Here is a 22,910-nt window from a genome sequence, read left to right as displayed (position 1 = left end):
GGTGAATAGCCCAGCTGCACTGGCCGATCACAGGCAGTCCGGATTGCCTTCGATGCCCGATCCGCTCATGCATGACTTGAGCAGCAGTGCGTCCTGACCATCGACATCGTCGTCCCCGCTCAGGTCGGCCGCCTCGCAGGCCGCGCTCGGGGTGACGCCCGACCCGCTCAGGCACTTCTGCAGGAACGCGAAATCCTCCATGTCCACGTCCCGGTCCTCATCGAAATCGCCGGGAATCGGCAGAGGCAGCACGGTAATCTGGAACGTCGCCCCGGTGTCGCCGAACCAGGCCGCTCCTTCCTGAACCAGCCGCCACGACTCGTTGTACACACCGGCCATCTTCGGTGCGGTGATCGTGAAGGTGAATCGGCAGGAGCCATCCGGCTCGCATCGGGCCGTGTCCATGCCGGTAGGCCTCGTACGGCCAATCCAATCACCCTCGGTGTAGAACGAACTGGCCCGATCCTGTGGACTCCACGTGCCCAGGTTCACCAAACCCTGGCTCCACGCTTCGCCGCCGATATTCGTGTACTCAACCCAGACCTCGGCAGTCTCACCACAGGTCAGGGTCGGGGGAAACGACTGGGCAATCAGGGTCGCGTCCAGGTCCGGCCGGTAGGCGAGCACAAACTCGTCACGGATCACGTTCCACAACTCGGTTCGACCGGCGTCATAGCCCAGCGCCCACATGCCCACGCCTTGCAGCCCCGCGTTCTTCGCCAACTGGAACTTGAGCCGAATACTGTCCGCGTTGTCGAACCACACTTGATGCCAGTCGGCTCCATCGTGATAGCGGTACCACGGTGTCTGCGAAGCGGCGTCCCATAACAGGCCGTATGTCTCTGCTTGGGCCCGAGCGGATGAGTAGAAGGCCGAACCGATGTAGGCCTTCACGGCGGAGCGAGGATCCGACGTAGCCGTCGTCCAGTGCTTGCCGAAATAGGGTACCCCCAGGATGAGTTTCTGCGGGTTGTTCTGGGTCACCTCTTCGTACTGGGTGTACACCGTGTTGGTGATGTTGTACGAGCCCCCGGTCAGCGGCGCACACGGACCGGAGGTGGAACTCCACGAACCGTAAAAGTCATACCCCATGATGAAGATGCCATCACAGCTGCTGGCCAAGCCGGCCAAGTCCCACCCGCCGCCCCAGTTGACCGCCGGGCCCGCGAAAGTCACCTCGCTGCCCGGAATCTCCGCGTGCAGGTAGCTGGTCAGGTCGGCCATGAAACCATTGATGTGGGAACGGTAGGTGCCGCTGCCCTCAAAGTCGATGTTCACGCCGTCCGACTGACCGGCCAGCATGAGCGCCTTGAGGTTGACGAAGAAGTTGCTCTTGGCCGCCGCGTTGGTGATCAGAGCCAGCGTCGTGTCAGGGTCAAACTGGGTGACCACGAGGATCACCTTGACCCCGTTCTGATGGGCGGTGCTGATGACCGAGGTCCAGGGCCAGCCGTGGGAATTGGAGATCGAGCCATCCGCGTTCGCTTCAACCGAGAAGCAGGCGACGTGCGTCAGCAGGTCATAACGCAGCGCGGCGGTCTTCTCCCAGTAGGGCAGATACCCGAAGACCGTGGCTCCCGGTCCGCCCGTCCGGGCCTGGAGTGTGGCCAACTCGCCAGATTCGGGCAGATCCTGGCCGTCGAAGTTCACCTCTCCGGCGGCGGCTGCCGGCAGCCGCCACCCATCGACCCAGGAAACACCTAATCCCTTGCATATCAAGAGGATGCAGAGAAGGAACGAACCGAGGATGGCGTAATGGCGCATGCGTCCCCCCTGCCGCGGGCGAGGCCGTCAACACCGACGCCTCGCCACCCGATTATTGGCGTTGTCCAGACGGCAAGTCAAAGACGACTGAAAGGAGCACGAGGCCTCCGACCGTCAATTGGTTCATTTCAACCGCCCCCCGGTTGGTTTCAACCACGCCGAAGCCCTGCCCCGCAGGGCAGAGACGGCTCCTGACCCGGAAACCGGCCTGTCTCGCTGGCACGCGGGATGCAAGGTCGAATTGTCGTTCTGCAACCGACCTGACCACCCAGGCGTACTGTGGTTCGGCCAAGTCGGCTCCAAAAGGGTTGGCGAACCTGGTCCGGGGCGGTACAGTAGCCCGCTCGTTTGGATACCAGGACTCATTCGAGGAGGATTTGTCATGCGAAACCGAGACCATCGTGCCTTTACCCTGATCGAGCTGCTGGTCGTGGTGGCCATCATCGCCCTGCTGATCAGCATTCTGCTCCCGTCGTTGAACCGGGCTCGCGAGTCGGCTCGGCGAACCGCCTGCGCCTCCAACCTGGGCTTCTACGCTCGGCAATCGCTGGTCTATTCCGAGTCGTACACCGGCACCCTCCCCAGTACGCCGCAGAACAACGGCATCGTCGACACCGCCGCCAAGGCCAAATGCACCATCGTCGGCGACATCCGGCCTTACCCTGCCTATCAGGCCCCCGGCTCCACCGGCTGGTCCGGCACCGGAGCCAACGAACCCCGTAGCGCCACCCGGGCAGCCTACCTGCTCCTGATCAATGGCAAGAAGGCCTACATGCAGCCCAAGCAGTTCACCTGCCCCAGCGCCGGTACGCTACGACACAAACCCAATGGCAGCGAACCGTTGCCGATGCACCCCACAACGGGTGCTCAGTACCAGATGTACGATTTCAGCGGTTTTGACACCGAGCTGAATGCCGGGTGGGACGCGGGAGGTTCGACCACGGCGCCTTCGGGAGCCAACGAGATGACCGACTTCAGCTATTCCTTCCAGGTTACCCAGCGTCATACGGCCAACCAGACCACCTATGGCAGCGTGCTCAAGAGCACCCAGGACCCGCGCAAGGCCATTGCCGCCGACCGCAGTCCCTACTCCAACTTCATCGCTTCTCCCGTGGTCACCTCCAGCGGTCCGGTAAAATGGGGAAGAGGTGAATACCAGTACAAGGTGAACACCAGCGTTGGCGGCTTTGCCCCCCCGATCAACGATCAGACCGGTGGCGCGAATTTCATGGCCGCCCTCAGGAAGGGCAAGGGCACCTACAACGGCAATGCGTTCAGCGTCAACTCGCGAAACCACAAGTCGGAGGGCCAGGTCGTGGCCTACCTGGACGGACACGCCAAGTGGGCCAATAACCCCAAGGTCGGCGCAGATGACGATTTCATCTACGGCACGCTGGATGAGAAGGGTGTCGCGCCGGTGACGGATCTGTCGCCGTCAACCGATGCGAGCTACGGCCTGACTCGCGGCCGGGCCTCCTGGAACACGGATTCGCTTTTGCTGCCGTGAGCTCGACCGCCGAATTCCATGACCTGTGTTCAGGCAAATGAGCCAACGAGCGCCCGGGAAAGTCCTCTCGGGCGCTCGTTTTGTTGTCTCGACATCATCGTGCGGTACGGAGATCCGCCGCGGAGCAACTACCGCCAATCGCGACCTCCGCCTCGGGCGTCGTCGTTGGAGTCGTCCTCATCCGTCGGATCATCCCCATCGTCTGCATCGGTCTTCCAGCTGTCGGCCTCATCGATGTCTTTCATCTCCCGCTCCATGTGACGAATCATCTTCTCCTGGAGTGGGGCCAGCTTCCGGTAAACCTCGACCGTGGCTTGGTAGGCCTGAACCATCATGTCCAGCTTGATCAGCTGCCACTTGACCAGGCACTCGGGTTCCTTGATGGTCGAGAAGGGGTCACACGAGAAGCCGGCTTGGCTTCCCGGGCCTCGGACGAAATGCTCGCAATCCCGGCACTGGATCATGATTCGCTGCTCCTGACCGCTTGGATACGGGCGGACGGGTCTCGGTCGGCGACCTCAGTAGAGAACGTGCGGAAGATCACGCTCGATGTTTGCCGGGTGGCCCTCGATCTCTTCCTGAAACACGCGCCGCCGATAGGGCTCCCGGTCCCGCCAGTGCTCAAGATCCTCCTCGATGCGTTCCTTGATGGCCGCCGGCGCTTCCGACATGCGCTCAACGTCCTCCCCACATTCCTGGGCGGCCAAGTCAGACGTCTTCCGAAGGTTCTCGCCCCGGTGGATCTCGTGCTTGCCCAGAGCCTGCAAGGTGCTGGCCATGCCGTCCACGCGTTCCGCCACCGCCTGCTTGTGCCTGGGATCACAACAGCCGGCCAAGCCGGCGGCCAGACAAATCAATAACATCCATATCCAACGCATTCCTACCATATCCGCAGCATACCACCTTCAGGGCTCTGTGGGCAGCCCAGACTGCACGGGCAAGCCCGACTGTACATACCCCCAACTTGGCGCCGGGTGGCACACCATGTTCTGAACCGGGCCCAGCCCGATGAACCGCGGGCGAAAGACCGCACCTCGTGGCTGCTGCTTGGGGGCCAGAAAGACGGCTTGGGCTGAGCCAGGTGGCCCCAGGGTTCACAAAACCCGCGGATTCAAAGTACCCACATACGCAAAACAGTGACGCTTAATGCTCCACTCGAACGACCGCAGTGCTGGCTCTTCGGACGGACGACGGCTTGACGCGTTTCCTTCTGTCCGGCAATGACTTGGTGTCTGGTGCGTTCATACCCTAAGCTGTCGTGCTCATGGAAGCCGAACGAATCGCCGAGGTGATCGCCCGGGCCCAGCAGCGGGATCCTGGCGCCTTTGATGTGCTCATCGAGGCGTACAGCGACCGGTTGTATGGGTACTTCTACCGGCTGACGGGGCGGCGGGATGATGCTGATGACCTGCTTCAGGATCTTTTCGTGCGGCTGGTTCGGCGGATTGGCGAGTACCAGCACGATGGGCGATTCGACGCCTGGCTTTTCCGGATCGCCACCAACCTGGTCCGCGATCGGGTGCGGCGGGCGCGGCGGGCTCGGACGACGGCGTTGGATCAGGATGAGGGCGATGAGGAGGCGGGGCTGCTCGCTCGTTTGCCCGACCCGTCGGCCGAGGACCCTGGTGAACTGGTGCCCCGATCCGAACAGGTTGACCGGCTCCAGGGAGCGATTGAGCGGCTGTCGGCCGGCGAGCGAGAGGTGATCGTGCTGCGGCATTTCTCGCGGATGAGTTTTCGCGAGATCGCCGATGTGATGGGCACGCCATTGGGCACGGCGCTGGCTCGGGCCCATCGAGGGCTGAGCCGGCTGCGGGAACTGATGAACGACGAAGAGGCACGGAAGTCATGAACCCGGACCTGAGACAACTCGAGAACGAAGTCGAGGCCATGCTCACGACTTGGTCCGACTCGCTTGATGTCCTGCCGCCGCCGGGCACCCGGGAGTGTTTGGGAGTTGCGGTCCGGCGAGAGCTGAACGAAGCCTGGTTCGACGACCAGGCTTCACCCACTCCAGACTCGGCCACCCGGGCGCGCGTCTGCCGGGCGGTACGGGCCGAACTGAGCCGGGTATCGGGCGGTTGGGCAGGCACCTTCCGCCGCTGGCGGTTCCGCCTTCCCGTTGCGGCTGCCGCGACCATCGTGATCGGCATGGTGTGCCTGCATCAGGCGGGCTGGCCAGGCTCCCGGCCGACGAACAGTATCGCAGACCATGAGTCCAAATCGTACACCCTGAGTATCGATCCGCTGACCCTGTTTGTCGAGGCCGCAAACAACGTCTGGGCCGGCGATCCGCTGACCGCGGCGATCGACACGGATCTCGAGAGCCTGGAGGAGGGGCTCGGCCGGGCCCGAACGGCGAACGACGGTGTCCAGGACGTGCTGGACGATATTGGCGAGAGGATCGATGATCTCTTCGAATCCGGGCCGATCGATGTTCTCGGCCGACTGGAGAGCACCCAAGCAGGAGCGGTGGGATGAGACCGACGAGGGGATCGCACTGGTTACGGGGCTTGGCGATCGCGGTTCTCGGCGTATGGGCTGCCGGCGGGCTGGTTCAATCCTCGGTGGGTGAGCCGGCAACACCGCCGTCGGCTGACGACCGGGCGGCGGCCAAGCGTAGCGACGACCCTGAGCCCGACGGCATCGGCAAGAGAGAAACACGCGGGCGACGCGAAGGCTGGCGTGAACGCGGCGATCGTTCGGAACAGACCGCTGCCGGGACCGGTGAGGAGCGACCGCGGGGGCCGCGTTACATGGGCGGTGCGGGCGACGCCGGCGACGATCGCGACTTCCTGACCGCCGAGGAGCAAGAACGCCTGCAGGACTTCATCAAGGAACACTTCCCCGAACTGAGTGACCGGCTCAGGGCGGGCCGCGTTCCGCAACGGATCGCCTGGCCGTTGCTGCGGCTCATGCGCATACAGAAAAACGACCCCGAGCTGGGCGGCAAGCTCATCGAGGAACACCGGATCGAGATGAAACTGATGGAGAGCCGGCGCGGGTATCGGGATGCTCCGTCCGAGGCGGCGAGGGAAAGCATCCGCATCAAGATCCGCCGGTTACTTGAACAGCGGTTTGACGTCCGCCAGGCCCGGCTCGAGCTGGAGATTCGCGATCTCCAGAGGCGAATCGAAAAGGCCAAAGAACGGCTGGCGAAGCAGCAGGCCAACAAGGCTCAGCTCGTGGAAAACGAACTGGAGCACCTGACCGATACGTTTGAGGAGAGCGCGGGGCGAAAGGAAGATCTTACCTCCGGGCCGGGTGCACCTCTCGGAGCGGGCCCGCGTTCCGAGCGTGCCCAGCCGCGCGAACGATAATCGGCCCTATGGCCACCGTACCGGGGCAGGCGATCCGCGGTCTTCGAACGGCGGGTCGCCTGCTTCCTTATTTGTCCTCACTTGCACCGCACCAGCACGCGGAGACGCTTGGCGGAGTATGAACCTGCGTTGGAGGAAAACGTCCAGTCGGGATTGTCTTTGGGTCTGTTGCCGATGCCGAGGTCCGCGCCCTGCCCGGCCCGCCAGTGGTTGATCGCGAAAAGTGTCTGCTTCGCCTTGTGGTTGTGGACCTGCATCGAGCCGTAGCCGGCCACCGGGTCGGCGATTTGGTCACCAAAATCGTACACGTTCGACGACGCCTGGGGCACCTTGGCCGCGTTGGTGGCAGCATAATTGTGCGGCCAGAATTCGATGTTGCCATCGGCCAGGCCCGTACCGGTAACGATGCCCTGGACGTTGGAAAAGACGTTCATGTTGGCCACGTTCTGCTGGAAGCTGGCCTGGGAGGCGACCGTCGGCACGCCGATCTTGCCCAGGTCGTCGGTGAAGGCATCCATGGACACGTAGAGGTATTTAACATCTTCGCCGGAAGTCAGCTCGACAAAGTAGGCGATTCGATCAAAGGACCGGGTGATCCCGGCACGGTGATCCGCATCGTAGTTGATGGTCTCGCCGAGCTTGCCCAGATCGAGATCGTAGACCAATCGGTATTGTCTGGCCTCGGGTACGTTCATCACCAGCGGATCGCGAACCGGCACGTTGCCGGCACGGAAGGCCCCGGCGGGCAGGCCTTCGGCGTTCATCAGGTTGGGTTCGGCGAGCATGCTCCAGGCGAATCGGACCGCGACCGGCTTCTTCACTTCCGGCGAGGAAACGATCACGCTTGCCCCGTCAATCTTGGCCTCGGCCTTGACGAAGCCGCCCTCCTCGGCATCGATGATCTCAAACCAAGTCAGCGGCTGGCCGTCGCGGCTGGCCAATCCGCCGCCGGCGTGGTCAAACGTCACGCGGATCTTGTCGTCCTCGATACTCATCGCCTTGTACACCGGCCCGGAGTACACCACGTTCGTGCGCCCGTAGGTCTTGGCCAGTGCCCATAGGGCAAGTCGTCTGCCGACGTCCTGCTTGTTGTTGGGATGGATGTCGCGGAGGTTGGAAATGTCGTTGATGACGACCATGCCGGTGTTCGGGATCTCCTCGGCGGCGGCCCGTTGGGCTTCCCAGAACAGGGCCTCGGTCTCCGGGTTGCCACCGTAGTTGAATGGTGCAATCTGGACGAAGTAGAACGGCAACTCGTCCAGCCCCCAGAGTTGCCGCCAGCCGCTGATCAGGGCTTTCATCCGCTCGGTGTAATGCCGGCCCTCGCCGAGGTTGGATTCGCCCTGGTACCAGATGGCCCCGCGCAGGGTGAACGGACAAAGCGGGTGGATCATGCCGTTATAGAGCGCCGTCGCATGCTGGACGTCGCTCGGCGGCTGCAGCTCCCCCGGATAGGTCGGCATGGGCGGAACAAGCCCGCGGTCGTTCAGGGCCTTCCTGGCGGCCTCCAGCCACTGCTGGGTTTCCGCGAGAACCTGCTCCAGCCGCTGCTGATGAAGCGGCGTGCGCGGATCGCCGAGTTGCACCCGTTCATAGTCCGCCTTCAGCGCCGGGACGGCCGCAAAGCCTTCGGGCGGTGTCCAGGTTTGAATCACCGTGCCGCCCCAACTGGAATCGATCAGACCCACGGGGACATCGAGTTGCCTGTGCAACTCACGCCCAAAGTAGTAGGCCGCCGCCGAGAAGCCGCCCCAGCCGCCCTCGGCCACGGACTTGGGCGAGCAGGGTTTCCACCCACCGCCGATGTCCTGCTGCGGCACGGGCGCCCACTTCTTGGCCACCTTCAGCAGGCGGATGCCCGGATGGTCGGCGTCGGCGATCTCCTTCTCTGCATCCTTGCAGGCGGCCACTCCCATCTCCATGTTGGATTGCCCGGAACACAGCCACACCTCGCCGACCATGACGTCCTCGAACTTGACCGTGCTGGAGCCGCTCACCGTCAGGGTGTGCGGGCCTCCGACGTCGGCCGGGGCAAGCGTGACCCGCCACTCGCCGCGGTCGTTGGCCTTGACCTGCTCGCTCTCGGTGAGGAACTGCACGGTGACGGTCTCCTCGGGTTGAGCCCATCCCCAGATCGTCAGCGGCAGGTCCTGCTGCAGAACCATATGACTGCCGAACACCGCAGGCAGGCGGATCTCGGCTCTGGCCCCTGCGGGGGACAGACCGGCCAGGATGAGGGCGACGGCGAGCCTCTTTCCGATACGGGCGGAATGTGTTGTTTTCATGGCCGGCATCTTAACCAGTTGTGCCAACCTCCGTAAAGACGGCCTCACCCGCCTCGAGGCCGGACGGATGAAGCCGGAACTCGCCGGTGCCGCTCAAACCGCTTGTGGCACAACAATGGAACCTGGCCCTCGGAGCGGGGCGTCTACTTCTCGCCCACCACCGTCACCGTCGGCGGGCGGATACTACGCCATCGGCGTTCGACGCTCTCCTGAAAGGCTCGGGCACGCTCATACGACTGACGTGCCAGCGGCCACTCCAGCACAATATCCACCTCGTAGGTATCGGTCGCGTCGAGGAGCGGCCGCGCTTCGTGTAAACGTTTCTCCAGTACGTCGAGACGGCCCATGCACTCGGTCATCTGGATTGAGATCTCGCCCAGTTCGTCGTTGAGCTTGGCCACGTGGCTCCCGCCTTGGGCCGCGATCATTTCCTCGGTCCTGGCCGCCAACTCCGCTTGAGCGGCCGCCAGTTCGGCTGCCGCGCTATTCGCCTCACTGGTGGGGACCACACCGCTCGTCACCTGTAGCTTGATGTGTTCAACCTTCTGGCGAAGCGCATCCAGCTTGGCTCGAGCGGCGACCAGGCTGGGATGCTCGGGCGCCGCCCGCAACTCCTTGATCCTGACGCCAACCTCCGCGATCTGCCGCTCAAGCGCCTCTTTGCGCATCCGGGTGGTATCGTATTTCAGGGAAACCTCCTGCTTCTCAGTCTCCAGCCGCCGGATCATTTCCACCACCGCTTCTCGGGTCAACTCCACCTGGCGAGCCTTGTCCAGGAGCGCACGCCGTGTCTCCTGCAGGCGGCGGAGATTGTCCCGGGCAATCGAGACTTCCTTCGACGCAAGCTTCATCGTCTCCTCGGCTCGACCGAGCTCCATCCTGTGAACCTCCGTCAGTGCGCCTCGCAGCCGTTCACAGATGGCCAGGAGAACCTCATTCGCGCCCCCGTCGGTCGGCATGGAGACATGCACCGTGCCCAGGAGCGTGATCTCGCTGTGGATGCCCGAATCGTCCATCGTCATGGTGGCAAACGTCTCGGCCGCCCTATTCGGCGCTCCGATCATCTCCTCCATGCCACCGGCCGCCGCCGGCCTGCCAAACCCACGTCCACGGGAAGCGCCCCCAGGCACTCCATAGCTCGGGCCGCTCGGGCCGTACGGCGAAGCTCCACCCATCATTGCGCCACCGCCCTCGAACCCGCCGAGTCCCGCCCCGGCTTGCCCACCTGATACGGTTCCTCCCATCGTTTCGAAGATCACGTCACCAATGTCGACCACATCTTCACCGTAGACACTTCGAAGCGCGGATTTGACCACCGGGCTGCTCTTGAGGAGCGCTCCGACGACTTCGGGCGTCAGCGGTAACACCGCCGGATCGCAGGTGATCTTGACCAGGCAACTGGCCTCCTGCCCGGGCGTGAGCTTCGGCTTGGCCGGCGGCGCGGTCGGTTCGGCCGCCACTGCCACAGCCGCGATCGTCAACCCACCGAGAATGGCGAACGTCATGCGATTCAGCGAACTCATAGTCGATCTCCTTTCGAAGTCTCAAGTTCCACCAGCCGCTTCCGGGCGACGGACGCGGCGTTCGTGCCTGGAAATAGCTCGATCGTCTGCCGGTACGAGCGGGCTGCGGCGTCGCGCAGGTTAAGCTCGCGGTACGCCCGGTCCGCCTGGTAGACCATCAGGAAGGCCGTCCGCTCTAGCTCCTGGTCGAACCGAGCCAGCGTGTCCGCCATGGGGGCGTCGGCCGCCTTGTCGACAAGAGCCGCCTGCTCAGCTCCGGCCTGCATCCGGTTGTCCGCGAGGGCCGCCCGAAGCTCACCGCGAAGCTGCCGGATCTCTGCACGCAAAGCCGCGATTTGTTCCTGAACGGCAGCCAAGTTGGTCTTCCGCGATGTCGGCCCCTGACCGTCGACCTGGACGATGGGGCGGCCGTCCTCGCTCGGTTGCCCCCACGGCACGGTCGGCAGCAGCGCCAGACACGCCGCCACTCCGGCTACGGCCGCCACCGACCCGCCTGCGATTCGCCACCACCGCTGCCGCTTGACCCGCGCTCGGACCCGATCCGACAGACGGCCCGCGAGCAGCGGCGGCGGACCCGCCAGCCGATCACTTTGCCTCAACAACTGCTCGATCCGATCCTGGCTCACGATCGCTCTCCATCATCCGCTAAATCACCCAACAACTCCCTCAGTCGTTTCCTCGCCCGGTGCAGCCGGGCCTCCACCGTATTGATCGAAACCGCCAGAACCTCCGCCACCTCGCCGCAACTCATCTGCTCGAGATACCGCAACACGACCACCTCTCGATATATCTCCGGCATCTGCCGAACAGCCGCCCGAACGCGATCCAACACTTCGCGGTCCGCCAAGGGCGGCTGCTCCGCCACCGTCCGGTGGCTCAGCCCGTCCAGGACCGCCTCCTTCGCCTGCAGCCGCGGGAACCACCGCAAGACCAGCCGGCGACGACGCCCTTGCGACCGGCAGGTATTGACCACGATCCGGGTCAGCCAAGACGAGAACCGGGCCTCGCGGCGGAAGCTCGGCAACCCCTTGAGAACGGCGACAAACACGTCTTGCACAACGTCGTCGATGTCCTCCGGCCAGCCTAGGAGCCGATAGGCCATCCCCGCCACCCGGGCCTGATAACGGTCCACCAGCCGGTCAAAAGCCGAGCGGTCCCCGGCCACGAATCCTTCGACGAGCCGTTCCTCGTCAGACTCGGCGGGGCTGGTCGTGCGGTCCGCTGGGATCGCCCGGATGTTCGACATCAGCGACCATATTAGACGATCGAGACCCGTCTGACTTACCGCAAGTTGCGCCTTTTTTCACCCAGGGCCGGATCCGAATCTGCGTCATTGCTGAATAGCGGCCTCCGTGGCCTGCTGCCAGCCGACCGCCGCTCGCCGACGGTTCTCCGATCGCCGCTCCCGATCTCCCGCTGCCGCGGTATAATCCCCGCCATGGCCTTGAACCTGACTCCCGACTACTTCGAGGCGGACCGCAAGTATCGCCAGGCACACACGCCCGAGGAGAAGCTGGCCGCTCTCGAGGAAATGCTCCGGACCATACCCAAGCACAAGGCCAGCGAGAAGAAACAGGCGGATATCAAGCGGCGGATCAGCGAGCTTCGCGAGGCCCCGGCGAAGAAGAAAGGGGCCGCAGTCGATCCGTACCACATTCCGCCCCAAGGCGGCGGGCAGGCCCTGCTCCTCGGTCTGCCCAACAGCGGCAAGTCCTCGATCGTCGGGTGCCTGACCAAGGCCGCCGTCAAGATCACCGACTTCCCGTTTGGCACGGTCCTGCCCGTACCCGGCATGGCCCATCACGAGGATGTGCCCATCGAGTTGGTTGATCTGCCGCCGCTGACGCCCGACCACATGCCGCCGGGAATGCTGGGGGCGATCCGCAACACCAACGCCCTGCTGCTGGTAGTCGACTTGGCGGCCGACAGCGTACTCGAAGACGTCGACACGCTACTCGCCATCCTCCGATCCCACGGCCTGCAGTGGGATCGGGCCAGCGGCGACGACGAGGCCGGCGCCGCAAGGGAGGACGATGTATCTGAACCCGGCTTGGCTGTCGGTCCGCACGCCTTGATCGTGTGCAACAAATGCGACCTGCCCGCCGCGGCCGCCAACCTCGAGGTACTCCGTGAGCTGCGCACCGGCCCGCCACCGATGATGCCCGTCTCCGCCCTCACCGGCGAAGGACTCAAGGAGATGCTCGCCCACTTGTTCGGTCTGCTGGGCGTGATTCGTGTCTACACCAAACTACCGGGAAAACCGCCCGACAGAGAGAAACCGTTTGTCCTGCCGGCCGGCAGCACGGTCGGCGAACTGGCCCGGATGATCCACAAGGACATCGCCGATCACCTCAAGCATGCCCGCATCTGGGGCGAGAAGGTATTCAATGGCCAGCAGGTTCACGCCACCCATGTGCTCGACGATCGCGACGTCGTGGAACTGCACACCTGAGGCGCTCTCCCAGCTCCGCACGCCACACGCCGAGGACATCAGCCTCGAAAGCCAAGTACCCGGAAACCGCCCGGCCCGTTGAGAGGCCCGCACGTCGCAGTTAGAACCTCGGTATTCCTCGGGATCGCGGACCACGTCGATTCGCGGGCAGGACCGGGCGAGTCGTGAGGCCCTCGCGACGATGAACACGCATCGGTCAAAACGCACACGGCTTCCGGCGAAGAGGTCGCTGGAAGCCATGGCTGATCCGTCCGGCCGGTCATGAAAGACCGGCACAACGCGAAATCACGAGGATTTCACGGTCGTCTTGTCATCGGTCTTCTTCTCGTCCGCGGGCCTGTTAATCTTCACGCCTGCGGGCAGCTCGATGATCGTACCGGCCGGCAACGCGAAACTGCGCGTTCTGGGTACGCGGTCCTTGTTCAGCTCGTACAACTCGATCCAGCGGGAGCTGTCTCCATAGCACTGCCTGGCCAGAGAGGACCAGGACTCGTTGGCCGAGACCTTGTAGGCTCGATCGGCCGGAATCGGGTCTGCCACCCTCCTGGCCGTGGTAGCGGTAAGTGGCTTGGCCGTCGTGGTCGCGGCCTTCAAGGCGGAGTCGGTCGCCGAACTGGCCACGTCCTTCGACCCACCTGTGGCCGTCTCAGGGGCCGCAGGGATATTCAGCTTGGCGCCGAGCCTCAGCCGGCGAGGATCAATGTTGGGGTTGGCCTTGGCAATCAGGTTGGCATACTTGCTATGACCAAGGTACTTGAGGGCCAGTGAGGAATAGGTGTCGCCGGACTGGATGACATGGGTAGTCGTCTTGCCGGTGGTCGTCAATGCAGGCTTGAAGGTCGAATCGACCGGGCCGGTCAGCGAGGGTGTCAAGGATCTGTCGAGGGTCTTGGTCGTTGTGGCCAAGGGATCAACCGTGCCGACGCGGATGGGCGATGTCATGCCCACCGACGGACGGGTGCTTGGCGGCAACGCGGATAGTCCGGGGGCGGGGGGCAACACCCCGACCGAGGGGGTCGTCGGCGTCGCGGTTCTGGGCATCGGGCCAGGAGTCAGGGCCGAGGATCTGCCAAACGAGGTCGAGCTGCCCCCTGTGCCCAACGGTAATCTCGCGGCATCCGGGAACGATGATCCCGGTGAGCTAGTCCCGGCCAGGGGGGTGGCGGTCCCGCCGAAGCCGGTCGAGCCCGTTGAGCCCGTCAGGCCGTAGCCCGAGGCTCCGGTCGCGCCGCTTCCCGGGATCGTCGTTTCCGCCGGCCTGGGCCGCGGCGTCAGCGGCGCCGTGTCTCGCACCATCGGCGAAATCGGGGAAGAGGACGCGTCGAAGCCCCCGGTCCTCGGCCCCGTCGGAGCAGCCGAATCCGGACGCTTGGCCAGCGTGGGCGCTCCGCCGGTGGCCGTCTTCTGGGCCGCGCCGGTCAGAGTCGGCTTGCCGTTCTTGTCCTGGTCGGCGGTCGCTCCGCTCGTGTCGCCACTGCCGGCGGCGCCCCCAGGCTTGTTCGCCGAGCTGCCCCGGTTGCCCCAAACCAGATAACTGGTTCCAAGAACAATCAAGAGGACAGCCACACCGATGGCAATTGTCGTATCTCGTCGCATTGTGAATCCCTCAGACATATGGGGGGGGGCGGCCGGGCAGGTGCACCACACCATGACCACCCAGGTCGCGTCCGTGCATCGCGCTTCTTTCCAGAACCTGCGGCCCAGTACGCCACTGCTCCGCTTGTGGAAAACAACGCTCGAATATAGCGGAAAACCGTCCCTGGTCAAGAGGGAAAGGGCGAAACGTCGCAACGTCCAAACGCGAAATCGGCCAACCGATACGATCCAGGAACCGGGACGAGCCCTGCTCACCCAAACAGGGCCACAAAAAGGAAAACCCCGTCCAGACGGGGAGCAGCCGGAAGTGAAATCAGCTGTGAGTTTCGATGTCCGCTCACGATGCGCCAACCGGTAATGCCAGGATTCGGGCTCACTTGAAACCGACGCCGACTCGCTGCGAGTCAAATCGGCGGTAAGTGTTCTGCGATCCATCGAAACCGCGGCCCTGGTAGTCGATGAATCGCTCGTTGAACACCATCACCTGGCCTGGAGAGTAGAAGGACGGAGTCGAAGGCCAGTCACTCCGGCAGGCAAAGTCCGACCCGGAATGAAGACCGGGCCGGCGATCGAAAAGCAGGGCGGAGGCATAGCCGCGCTCCCGCTTCGCCACCGGGGTGCCCTGCGGCTTCTCCGCGGCAACCGAATGCCGCTGGAAACAGCGCCCGGCCGGTCCGTGCCGATCAGGGCCGCAGCCGGCGACGGCGAACATCACCAGGCTTGAGGTAATCAGCACCCACGTCCGCACGCCTCAGACCTCCCTCCGGGCATACCCGCCCTCCGCCTCGCACGTAGCATCCATCGTGCCGTCCAGCCCGTCACCAGGCCCTCTGCCCTATAATACCTCGCCTACGTCCCCACCAACGCAAATACCGGCAGAGTATGACGACTGTAACGACCGGATCGTCTGTAGCGAAGGGCTGCCCGGTGACGATGACCCTCAAAGGCACGTCGCCTCAAGCGAACATAACCTATGAAGATGAATAAACTTCCGACGAAGCACCGCAATGCTGCGTGCCCTGAACGATCGAATCGCCGTACCAAGCATCAACGCCCCCCAGCGGAAGGCCTGGACATCATAACCTACTGAGGATTAAGATTTTATGATTCGACGGGCTTAGAGGATGTCTCCCTCGCGAATCCACCCCACCAGCTGGGTAGCCACGCGCCCATCCGGCCCTGGCTCGGCGACAAGCAACTCTGTAGCCTGGCAAGTCTGGAACAATCGCCAGACTTCCGTGAGCTCGGTATCCGGATGTACGACCGGCGGGGCAGGCGACAGGAGATCGCAGGCCAGCACCAGACCGTCGAGACTTCCGGTCCGAAGGGCGTGCCGGATGGTGGGCATATTGACCACACCCAGAAGATCACCCTGCTCGCTCACCACGGGATAGCTCTCCTGCCCGCTGCGTGACACGACGTCCAGCATCGATCCCAAAGAAGCGTTGAAGGAGAAGGTCGCTACCGGCCGACGCATGATCTCCGCCGCCCGGCGACCCTCCAGAAGAACCCTCACCCCCCGAGCCGCCCCGAGGTCCAAGCCCCGCCGCAGCAGACTCAGGTCGTACATGTTCCCCGGCACTAGCCGCTGCACAATCCATGCGGACAGGGCCGCCACACACATCAGCGGGACAATCAGGCCGAGCTCATAGTGCCCCAGCTTCATCATGATGATCAGGGCACAAAGCGGAGCTTGAAATGTCCCCGCGATCATGCCGGCCATGCCCAAAAGACCTGCGGCCGCTCGGTCGAAGCCCATCGCTCCACCGATACAGGCGCCCAGGGCCGCGCCCATCACGAGCGCAGGTGCGAACGCGCCGCCGGGGCATCCGCTCGACAAGGTCAACACGGTGGCGGCCAGCTTGGCCACGACGACGATACCCACCAGAAACAGCGGCAGGGAGGTGCCAACGAGCGTCTCGATGTGGTCGTAGCCAACACCCTGAACTTGCGGGACGAAGGCGGCGATGCACCCGACGGCCAGGCCTCCCAGCGACGGTTTGACCCACACCGGAACCGACCATCGATTCACACGCTCGTACAGGGCCTGCGATGAGCGCATATAGAGCACACTCAAGGCCGCACAAAGCACCGCCAAGGGCAGAGCCAGTAGCAGCAGCCTCGGGCCGGCCACCGGGATCGAAGGCAGGTAGATGGCAGGCTCGAGACCGAACGCCCATTCATTCACGACACTGGCCGCGACGCTAGCGAGCATCACCGGCGCCAATGTCTTGATGCGGAAATCGCGAAGGACAACTTCGAGTACAAACATGACGCCACCGATGGGCGCGCTGAACACCGCCGCCATGCCCGCGGCCGCCCCGCAGCCCATCATGACCTGGATATCGCGCTTCTCCAAACGACTCCATCTCCAGGCGTACGAGCCAGTTACAGCACCCAGCTCCACGATCGGGCCTTCCGGTCCCGCCGATCCACCGGAGCCAAGCGTAATCATGGAACTCGCGGCCGCGGCACCCATTCGGAGATCGTCGAGCGGGCGGTCCTCGGCGGCGCTGTGGATCACCACCGGAACGCCATGCCCGCAACGAGCCCGCAAGTACCGGTAGAGCAGTAGGCCGACGACGAGGCCCCCCAGGGCGGGCATGGTCAGCCGGGTCAACCACGCAAAGCCGCCCAGCTCCACCTGTAGCCAGTTGCTGAATAGCTGAAGACCGTGAACCCCGCTGCGGAAGGCCAACGCCAGAGCCCCGGTGCCCACACCGGTCAGCAGGGCCAAGACCAGGATCCTGGCGTGGTAGAACGTAGTTTGGCTTCGTTCACTCATAGCAACGGCGGGCGGCTCGCCGCAGACCTGGCGCAGGGTCACGCGGAAGGCAGCGACAGCTCACGCAGCGGTACCTCAACCTCCATGGCTCCGAGGTTCACCACCGCTAACTGCTTATGCAGCAATACCCTAACGACCTGACCAGGGCGGTCAAACCTCTGGACGTGCACCCGGTCACCCGGCCGCAGGGCAGAAACCGTCTCGATCCACTTCTGGAACTGCCGCTGCTGATCGGCCAGGGCCATTCGCTCCTTCTCGGCCGCCTGGCGGGCCTGATCGGCGGCCAGCTTGGCGGCCTCGGCCTCGCTTCGCGCGGCTTCCGCCTGACGACGCGAGGTGAGCGTACCCCGGATCGCCCGGCTGAGTTGCTCGTGCGAGCCGCTGAGGTAGCCCCGAGCGGCTTCGATGATCTTGCGGGGCAGACCCAGGCGGGCGGCGATGTTGATTGCGTTGCTGTTTCCCGGCTCACCGATGATGAGACGATAGGTCGGCCGGAGAGTCTCGATATCGAACTCGACACAGGCGTTCTCGGCCCTGGCCTGCGAGTAGGCCACGCTTTTCAGCACGCCCAGATGGGTCGTAATCAGCGCCGGGCAGCGACGTTCGAGCAGCTCCTGAACGATGGCCTGTCCAATGGCCGCTCCTTCGTCCGGATCGGTGCCCGCCCCGAGTTCGTCGATCAGGATCAAGGTATCAGCCCCGGCCCGCTGGAGCATGGCCATGAGCCGCTTCAGGTGGGCGCTAAACGTACTCAGTGATTGCTGTAGGCTTTGCTCATCACCGATATCAACCAGAACATCCTGATACACAGGGACATCGCTGCCTTCGCCGGCGGCAATGGGCAGGCCGGCTTGGGCCATGGCGCAAGCAATGGCCACGGTCTTCAGTGTTACCGTCTTGCCCCCCGTGTTGGGACCAGTCACCACGAGCACGTCGAAATCATCGCTGAGCCGTACATCGATCGGCACGACGTCATCGTCCTCGCCCTCGGCGCCGGCCTTCTTGTGCATGTCCACCAGCAAAGGGTGACGGGCCCGCTGCAAGCGGAGTTTGCGGTCCGTCGAAAGCCTCGGGCAGGTCAGACCATAGGCACGTGCGAATCGCACCTTGGCCACCACGAGGTCGAGCACACCCAAAGCGTCGAGCGTGTCCAGGATCGCCGCCTGGTTGAGGTGAGTCTGATGGGTCAGATGCCAGAGAAGCCGGTTGACCTCCGTGGTTTCGTCGTTCTTGAGGCTGATAATGAGGTTGTTCAGTTCGACGGCCTCGGCCGGCTCGACAAAGAGCGTCTGCCCAGAATCCGAACTGCGATGAATGATGCCCGGCACTCGTCCTCGATGCTCGGCGGACAGGGGTAGGACAAGCCGGTCCTCGTGAAACGTGGCCTGAGGATAACGCAGCCAGCGGGTCGCGTGCCTGTCGCGCAGCAGGCGATCGATCACATGGCCAATCTTGATTCGAGCGTTGGCGATATCCACGCGGAGCCTGTTGAGCTTGGCGCTGGCGTCATCTCGGATCTGCCCGCTCTTGTCCACCACCCGCAAGATCGCTTCGCTCAGGGGGCGGAAATCACTGACTCGTGCGCAGATGGCTCGAAGATGGACGGCTTCTTCTCGGAGCCTGGAGGCCCAGCGAACAACTTCGTGGGTCGCATCCAGGGTTTCGGCCAGGACGGCAAACTCGTCCGGCTCGAGGCAGTGCGGGGGAACCGCCACGCGCACCGCCTCGCGGATATCGTGGATACCCCCGAAGGGGGGCAGTTCGATCGTCGCCCCGGCCTCGATCATTTCCGCCACTTGACCAAGCCACTGTTCGATCAAATCGTGGCGAGTCACAGGTCTGACCTTCTCGGCCATCCGTCGCCCGAGGGCGCAGCTGGCGTGTTCGGCCAGCAAGGCCCGAACGCGATCGAACTCGATGACCGTCAGGGTGTGAGAATCCACCGGCCCCTCTCATAACTCACTGCGGCTCCGCAGTGTAAGGAATCGTGCCCCATTCTATCCGAAACGCGCAGTTTTTGCCGAGGGCGCCGGGCGGCTTGCGCGAAGTAAAAAAGCCCAGGTATTCGGGGCTCAGACCTTCAGCCATCCCCTCCAGATCGTCGATATGAGATTTGTTATCGGACAGACCCGGCGGACGTGCGTCGGGGCGACACCCAAGTGATGAGGCCTGGATCCAGAGCCGATAGATGATCCGGCGCTGTTCTATCGGACGGTAAGGTGATCGATCGCCGGGTATGCGGACGAAGTGGCAGGCAATGAGCACGCAACGAGCATGGTGGACCACGACCACCCTTCTGGTAGCAGTCTGGCTGCCGAACGGCTGCTCCCGGGAGGAGCCCGCCCCGCCCCTTGACCAGGTCGCCACCGAGATCCGACCGATCGAACCCCTCCTACCCACCGCCGGGGATCCTGAACTGACCTTGTTCGGCGAACTCCCCGAGCGAGCCCGGGTGCCCTTCCATGCCCGGGCGGCCACCCCCATGGAGCAGCATACCTTCACCACCGAAGGAGCGGATTTCGACGTGGATGTCTCTCCCGACGGCAAGTGGATGGTCTTCGCCTCCACGCGGCATTCGATGCGCCCGGACATCTACCTGAAGACGATCAACGGCCGGGCGGTCACGCAGCTGTGCTCCGATCCGGCCTCGGACGTGGAACCCTGCTTTAGCCCGGACGGCAAGTCCGTGGTCTTTGCCAGCAACCGGTCGGGCAACTGGGATCTGTGGCTGATCGGCCTGGACGGCGGGCGGCCCCGGCAACTCACCAACTCGCCGATGCACGAGATTCACCCCTCCTTTGCCCCGGAAGGCAAGCGGCTGGCCTACTGCGCGTATAACGCTCGGGCCGATCAGTGGGAGCTTTGGACAGTCCAGCTAGATCTTGCGAACTCTAATCGGATGATCGGCACAGGCCTGTTCCCCGAATGGAGCCCGATCGGAGACAGCATCCTCTACCAGCGAGCCCGCGAACGCGGCGGACGGTGGTTCAGTATCTGGCGAACCGACCTGGAGATGGGCGAGCCGCGATACCCGACCGAAGTGGCGGCCAGCCCCGACATGGCCCTCATCCAGCCCGGTTGGAGCCCGGATGGGCAGTGGATTGCCTATGGGACGGCCAAGCCGGGCGCGGGCGGCGAGACGCCGGACACCACCCGTCCAATCCTGAGCCGGGGAGATATCTGGGTCATTCGGGCGGACGGAACTTCGCCGCTGCAGCTCACCGACGGCGAAGGCATGCATTTCAGCCCGACCTGGGGCGTTGATCAACGCGTGTACTTCAGCTCCCGCCAGACCGGGGCCGAGAACCTCTGGTCGGTCCGGCCGGCGCTGGCTCCGATAATGCCTTCGGCGGCGGCGGCCGAAGGGGGAACGAACCAAGATCTCTCGGCCAAGGCGGTCACGGAAAGAACCGGGCGGCAGGCCGCCAGGGTTGACCAGAATTGAGAAATTGACGTTCAAGGTGGTTTAGGAATTAGACGAAGTTACAGGTGTCTCGGGTCCGCGAATGTGGGGCCGGGACGGGCTACGGGTCGCAGAGCGCGAGCTGGAAACCGCTCGTTCCAGGCGCCCGCGGCCCCAAGGATGGTGGTTGGTCAAGGATGATCACGACCGGGGTTCACCTCAGGGAAGAGAGGATGACCTCCACGAAGAGCCGGAAGGCCGGTGGGTGGAGTGGGATACTCTGCCTCTCGCTGGCCGCGGCCGCCGCTTGCTCGGAATCGAGGAATCGGCACAACCTGGAGTGGTCTTCCGCCCCGCCGGATCGGACCATCGCCGTGGCGCCGGCGCTGAACTTCAGCGGAAGCGCGGACTTCGATCCGGTCAAAGTGGCCGACATCATGGCCAGTGAACTTTCAGAATCCCCCGGGATCGGGGTGATTGGCGTAAACCGGGTGTTGGCGGTTCTTGCGGAGCAGAGCGTTGATCGCATCCAGTCGCCAGAACACGCTCTTCAGGTGTGCGATCGGCTCGGAGCCGACGCGATCCTGGTCTTCGCCCTCATCGAATACGACGCCTACACCCCGGTGGTCGGAATCGCGGCTCAGATGTACGCGCCCCAGGCGACGGGTCGACCGCTTGATCCGGTTGCGACCTCGCGAATGGCGCGCCCGTTCAACTACAGCCCCTCCGACCGGGGGGCTCGGCCTTCGGCTGAGATCCAGCGGGTGTTCAACGCCGAGCATGGGGACGTGCAGCAGGATGTCAAGGAATACTCGGACTCGCGGACCGCGAACAAGAGTCCGTATGGCTGGAAGAAGTATCTGCGAAGCCAGCAATGGTATCTCCGCTTCTGCTGCTCGCGGGTCTGCCGAGACCTGAATCAGCAGATGATGTGGAGCGGGCAGAGAACGCCGGCCGTCGTGGACGTCGCGGCTGACACGGAGGCAGGACAATGAATAACGTTCGGCAGCTCTCGCTGGTCAAGGGAAAGCACCGGTACGTGTTCCGGTACCAGGCGGGTCGAGAGGCGGACATCATCGCGACCTTTGCCGCGATGGCGGCCGATGCCGAGCAGGATTTCGATTGGTTCGACGCAGCGGTCCTGAGTTACCAGATGGGCCGCCGGCTTGAGATGGACCTCGAGGAGGTTTCCAGTTAACTCGGCTGTCCCGCCGGAGGCGGGCCGCCGTGACGGGCCAGGTTGCATCAACACTGGGTTCGCCGCCTACGTTGGTAGCGCCATGAATGAGAATGTCACATTGATCGACGAGTTCCTCAATTACCTGCGGTTTGAACGGCACTTCTCGCCTCATACGGCCAAGTGCTACGCCGCGGACCTGCACCAGTTCTGCGATTTCCTCCGCGGCAACGAGGCCGGGTCCGAGGGAGGCGCGAGCGGTGCCTACGATCCGCTGGTCCAGAACGGGAACGGCGGGGGTGTCGCGACAGCCGTGGCCCCGCCGCGGCCGCGGACGGTGACGACCAACGAGCGCGATCTGCTTGTGGCCGTCGACACCGAGGACGTGCGCAGGTTTCTCGCCTTCCTCAAGGAACGTGAGTACTCCAAGAGCACGACCGCGCGCAAGCTGGCCACGCTGCGCAGCTTCTACAAGTTCTGTATGAAGCGGACCTATATCCAGAGCCACCCCCTGGCCAGCATCCGAACACCCAAGCAGGACAAGCGGCTGCCCAAGTTCCTGGAAGAGGAACAGGTCCGCAAGCTGCTCGAGACGCCGGACGTGACCACCCTTCTGGGAGCCCGTGATCGGGCCATGCTCGAGACCATGTACTCGACCGGCGTGCGGGTCAGCGAGCTGGTCGACCTGAACATCGCGGACGTCGATTTCGTGGGCGAGGCCCTGCACATCCGGGGCAAGGGCAAGAAGGCCCGCGTCACCCCCATCGCGCCGACCGCCCTGGCCTGGATCCGACGCTACACCGACCTTCGCCGCTCCGATCCCCGGTCATCCAGCTTCAACCAGGAAGCCGTCTTCGTGAACAAGCACGGGCAGCGGCTCAGCACCCGCAGTGTCCGCCGCAAGCTCGACAAGTACCTGGCCATAGCCGGGCTCGACCCGTCGATCAGCCCGCACACCCTGCGGCACAGCTTCGCCACCCACATGCTCAATCGCGGGGCCGACCTGCGGGCGGTGCAGGAACTCCTCGGGCATCAGTCATTGTCCACCACCCAGATCTACACCCACGTGACCACCGCCCGGATGAAACAGGCCTATGA

20 protein-coding genes are annotated in these 22,910 nt (G+C 64.0%); 9 read left to right on the top strand and 11 right to left on the bottom strand.

What is annotated here, in order from left to right:
• Positions 1 to 27: 27 nt before the first annotated feature.
• Positions 28 to 1,764, bottom strand: coding sequence for a hypothetical protein (locus tag KA354_13550; GenBank protein MBP7935666.1), 1,737 nt, complete (start codon positions 1,762 to 1,764; stop codon positions 28 to 30).
• Positions 1,765 to 2,146: 382 nt separating this feature from the next.
• Between KA354_13550 and KA354_13545 the strand changes: the two genes are divergently transcribed.
• Complete coding sequence (locus tag KA354_13545) at positions 2,147 to 3,271, top strand: prepilin-type N-terminal cleavage/methylation domain-containing protein (protein MBP7935665.1); 1,125 nt, start codon at positions 2,147 to 2,149, stop codon at positions 3,269 to 3,271.
• A gap of 128 nt (positions 3,272 to 3,399) precedes the next feature.
• On the opposite strand, the gene KA354_13540 is transcribed toward KA354_13545, so the two are convergent.
• Both KA354_13540 and KA354_13535 read right to left on the bottom strand, forming a co-directional pair.
• Positions 3,400 to 3,735, bottom strand: coding sequence for a hypothetical protein (locus KA354_13540; protein ID MBP7935664.1), 336 nt, complete (start codon positions 3,733 to 3,735; stop codon positions 3,400 to 3,402).
• Between the two features lie 54 nt (positions 3,736 to 3,789).
• On the bottom strand, positions 3,790 to 4,134 hold the full coding sequence (locus tag KA354_13535; protein ID MBP7935663.1) for a hypothetical protein: 345 nt from the start codon (positions 4,132 to 4,134) through the stop codon (positions 3,790 to 3,792).
• Between the two features lie 401 nt (positions 4,135 to 4,535).
• On the opposite strand from KA354_13535, the gene KA354_13530 reads away from it, so the two are divergent.
• Genes KA354_13530 through KA354_13520 form a run of 3 tightly spaced genes read left to right on the top strand, consistent with a single transcriptional unit; the run spans position 4,536 to position 6,591 of the window.
• Positions 4,536 to 5,123 carry a sigma-70 family RNA polymerase sigma factor gene (locus KA354_13530; protein ID MBP7935662.1) on the top strand — a complete coding sequence of 196 codons (588 nt, stop codon included), beginning with the start codon at positions 4,536 to 4,538 and terminating at the stop codon, positions 5,121 to 5,123.
• Entirely contained in the window at positions 5,120 to 5,752 is a 633-nt protein-coding gene (locus KA354_13525; GenBank protein ID MBP7935661.1) for a hypothetical protein, read from the top strand. Before KA354_13530 ends, KA354_13525 begins: the two co-directional genes overlap by 4 nt.
• Positions 5,749 to 6,591: a hypothetical protein gene (locus KA354_13520; protein ID MBP7935660.1), complete on the top strand. Its 843-nt coding sequence runs from the start codon at positions 5,749 to 5,751 to the stop codon at positions 6,589 to 6,591. Before KA354_13525 ends, KA354_13520 begins: the two co-directional genes overlap by 4 nt.
• Positions 6,592 to 6,668: 77 nt before the next feature.
• Here the strand turns inward: KA354_13520 and KA354_13515 are convergent, their stop codons facing one another.
• The 4 genes from KA354_13515 to KA354_13500 form a co-directional block, all read right to left on the bottom strand.
• Positions 6,669 to 8,876, bottom strand: coding sequence for a 9-O-acetylesterase (locus tag KA354_13515; GenBank protein MBP7935659.1), 2,208 nt, complete (start codon positions 8,874 to 8,876; stop codon positions 6,669 to 6,671).
• A 143-nt stretch (positions 8,877 to 9,019) separates the two neighbouring features.
• Positions 9,020 to 10,399, bottom strand: a complete 1,380-nt coding sequence (locus KA354_13510) for a hypothetical protein (protein MBP7935658.1) — start codon at positions 10,397 to 10,399, stop codon at positions 9,020 to 9,022.
• Positions 10,396 to 11,025, bottom strand: a complete 630-nt coding sequence (locus tag KA354_13505) for a hypothetical protein (GenBank protein ID MBP7935657.1) — start codon at positions 11,023 to 11,025, stop codon at positions 10,396 to 10,398. Before KA354_13505 ends, KA354_13510 begins: the two co-directional genes overlap by 4 nt.
• The gene (locus KA354_13500; protein ID MBP7935656.1) at positions 11,022 to 11,645 is read right to left on the bottom strand and encodes a sigma-70 family RNA polymerase sigma factor; all 624 of its coding nucleotides are present in this window, start codon (positions 11,643 to 11,645) and stop codon (positions 11,022 to 11,024) included. Before KA354_13500 ends, KA354_13505 begins: the two co-directional genes overlap by 4 nt.
• A 192-nt stretch (positions 11,646 to 11,837) precedes the next feature.
• Here KA354_13500 and KA354_13495 point away from each other — a divergent pair, with 192 nt between their 5' ends.
• The gene (locus KA354_13495) at positions 11,838 to 12,851 is read left to right on the top strand and encodes a TGS domain-containing protein (protein ID MBP7935655.1); all 1,014 of its coding nucleotides are present in this window, start codon (positions 11,838 to 11,840) and stop codon (positions 12,849 to 12,851) included.
• A gap of 285 nt (positions 12,852 to 13,136) precedes the next feature.
• Here KA354_13495 and KA354_13490 read toward each other — a convergent pair whose 3' ends face one another.
• The 4 genes from KA354_13490 to KA354_13475 all read right to left on the bottom strand — a co-directional run bounded on the left by KA354_13490 (position 13,137) and on the right by KA354_13475 (position 19,175).
• Positions 13,137 to 14,447, bottom strand: coding sequence for a LysM peptidoglycan-binding domain-containing protein (locus tag KA354_13490; GenBank protein MBP7935654.1), 1,311 nt, complete (start codon positions 14,445 to 14,447; stop codon positions 13,137 to 13,139).
• A 373-nt stretch (positions 14,448 to 14,820) separates the two neighbouring features.
• A complete protein-coding gene (locus KA354_13485) occupies positions 14,821 to 15,195 on the bottom strand; it encodes a hypothetical protein (protein MBP7935653.1) in 375 nt (124 codons plus the stop codon).
• A 369-nt stretch (positions 15,196 to 15,564) separates the two neighbouring features.
• Positions 15,565 to 17,232, bottom strand: coding sequence for a chloride channel protein (locus KA354_13480; GenBank protein ID MBP7935652.1), 1,668 nt, complete (start codon positions 17,230 to 17,232; stop codon positions 15,565 to 15,567).
• Between the two features lie 38 nt (positions 17,233 to 17,270).
• Positions 17,271 to 19,175 carry a DNA strand exchange inhibitor protein gene (locus KA354_13475; protein ID MBP7935651.1) on the bottom strand — a complete coding sequence of 635 codons (1,905 nt, stop codon included), beginning with the start codon at positions 19,173 to 19,175 and terminating at the stop codon, positions 17,271 to 17,273.
• Positions 19,176 to 19,489: 314 nt separating this feature from the next.
• Here KA354_13475 and KA354_13470 point away from each other — a divergent pair, with 314 nt between their 5' ends.
• The 4 genes from KA354_13470 to KA354_13455 all read left to right on the top strand — a co-directional run.
• Positions 19,490 to 20,677 carry a PD40 domain-containing protein gene (locus tag KA354_13470; GenBank protein MBP7935650.1) on the top strand — a complete coding sequence of 396 codons (1,188 nt, stop codon included), beginning with the start codon at positions 19,490 to 19,492 and terminating at the stop codon, positions 20,675 to 20,677.
• A gap of 191 nt (positions 20,678 to 20,868) precedes the next feature.
• Positions 20,869 to 21,630, top strand: coding sequence for a hypothetical protein (locus KA354_13465; GenBank protein MBP7935649.1), 762 nt, complete (start codon positions 20,869 to 20,871; stop codon positions 21,628 to 21,630).
• Positions 21,627 to 21,833, top strand: coding sequence for a hypothetical protein (locus tag KA354_13460; GenBank protein MBP7935648.1), 207 nt, complete (start codon positions 21,627 to 21,629; stop codon positions 21,831 to 21,833). The genes KA354_13465 and KA354_13460 overlap by 4 nt, the downstream gene beginning before the upstream one ends.
• 82 nt (positions 21,834 to 21,915) lie before the next feature.
• Positions 21,916 to 22,910, top strand: a 995-nt coding sequence (locus KA354_13455) for a tyrosine recombinase XerC (GenBank protein MBP7935647.1), incomplete at its 3' end; no start/stop codon positions are given.

The sequence above is a fragment of the Phycisphaerae bacterium genome (assembly GCA_018003015.1).
In the GTDB taxonomy this organism is placed as follows: domain Bacteria; phylum Planctomycetota; class Phycisphaerae; order UBA1845; family PWPN01; genus JAGNEZ01.
The sequence above is the reverse complement of the archived record's forward strand: the minus strand, read 5'-3'. Positions and strand labels throughout refer to the sequence as shown.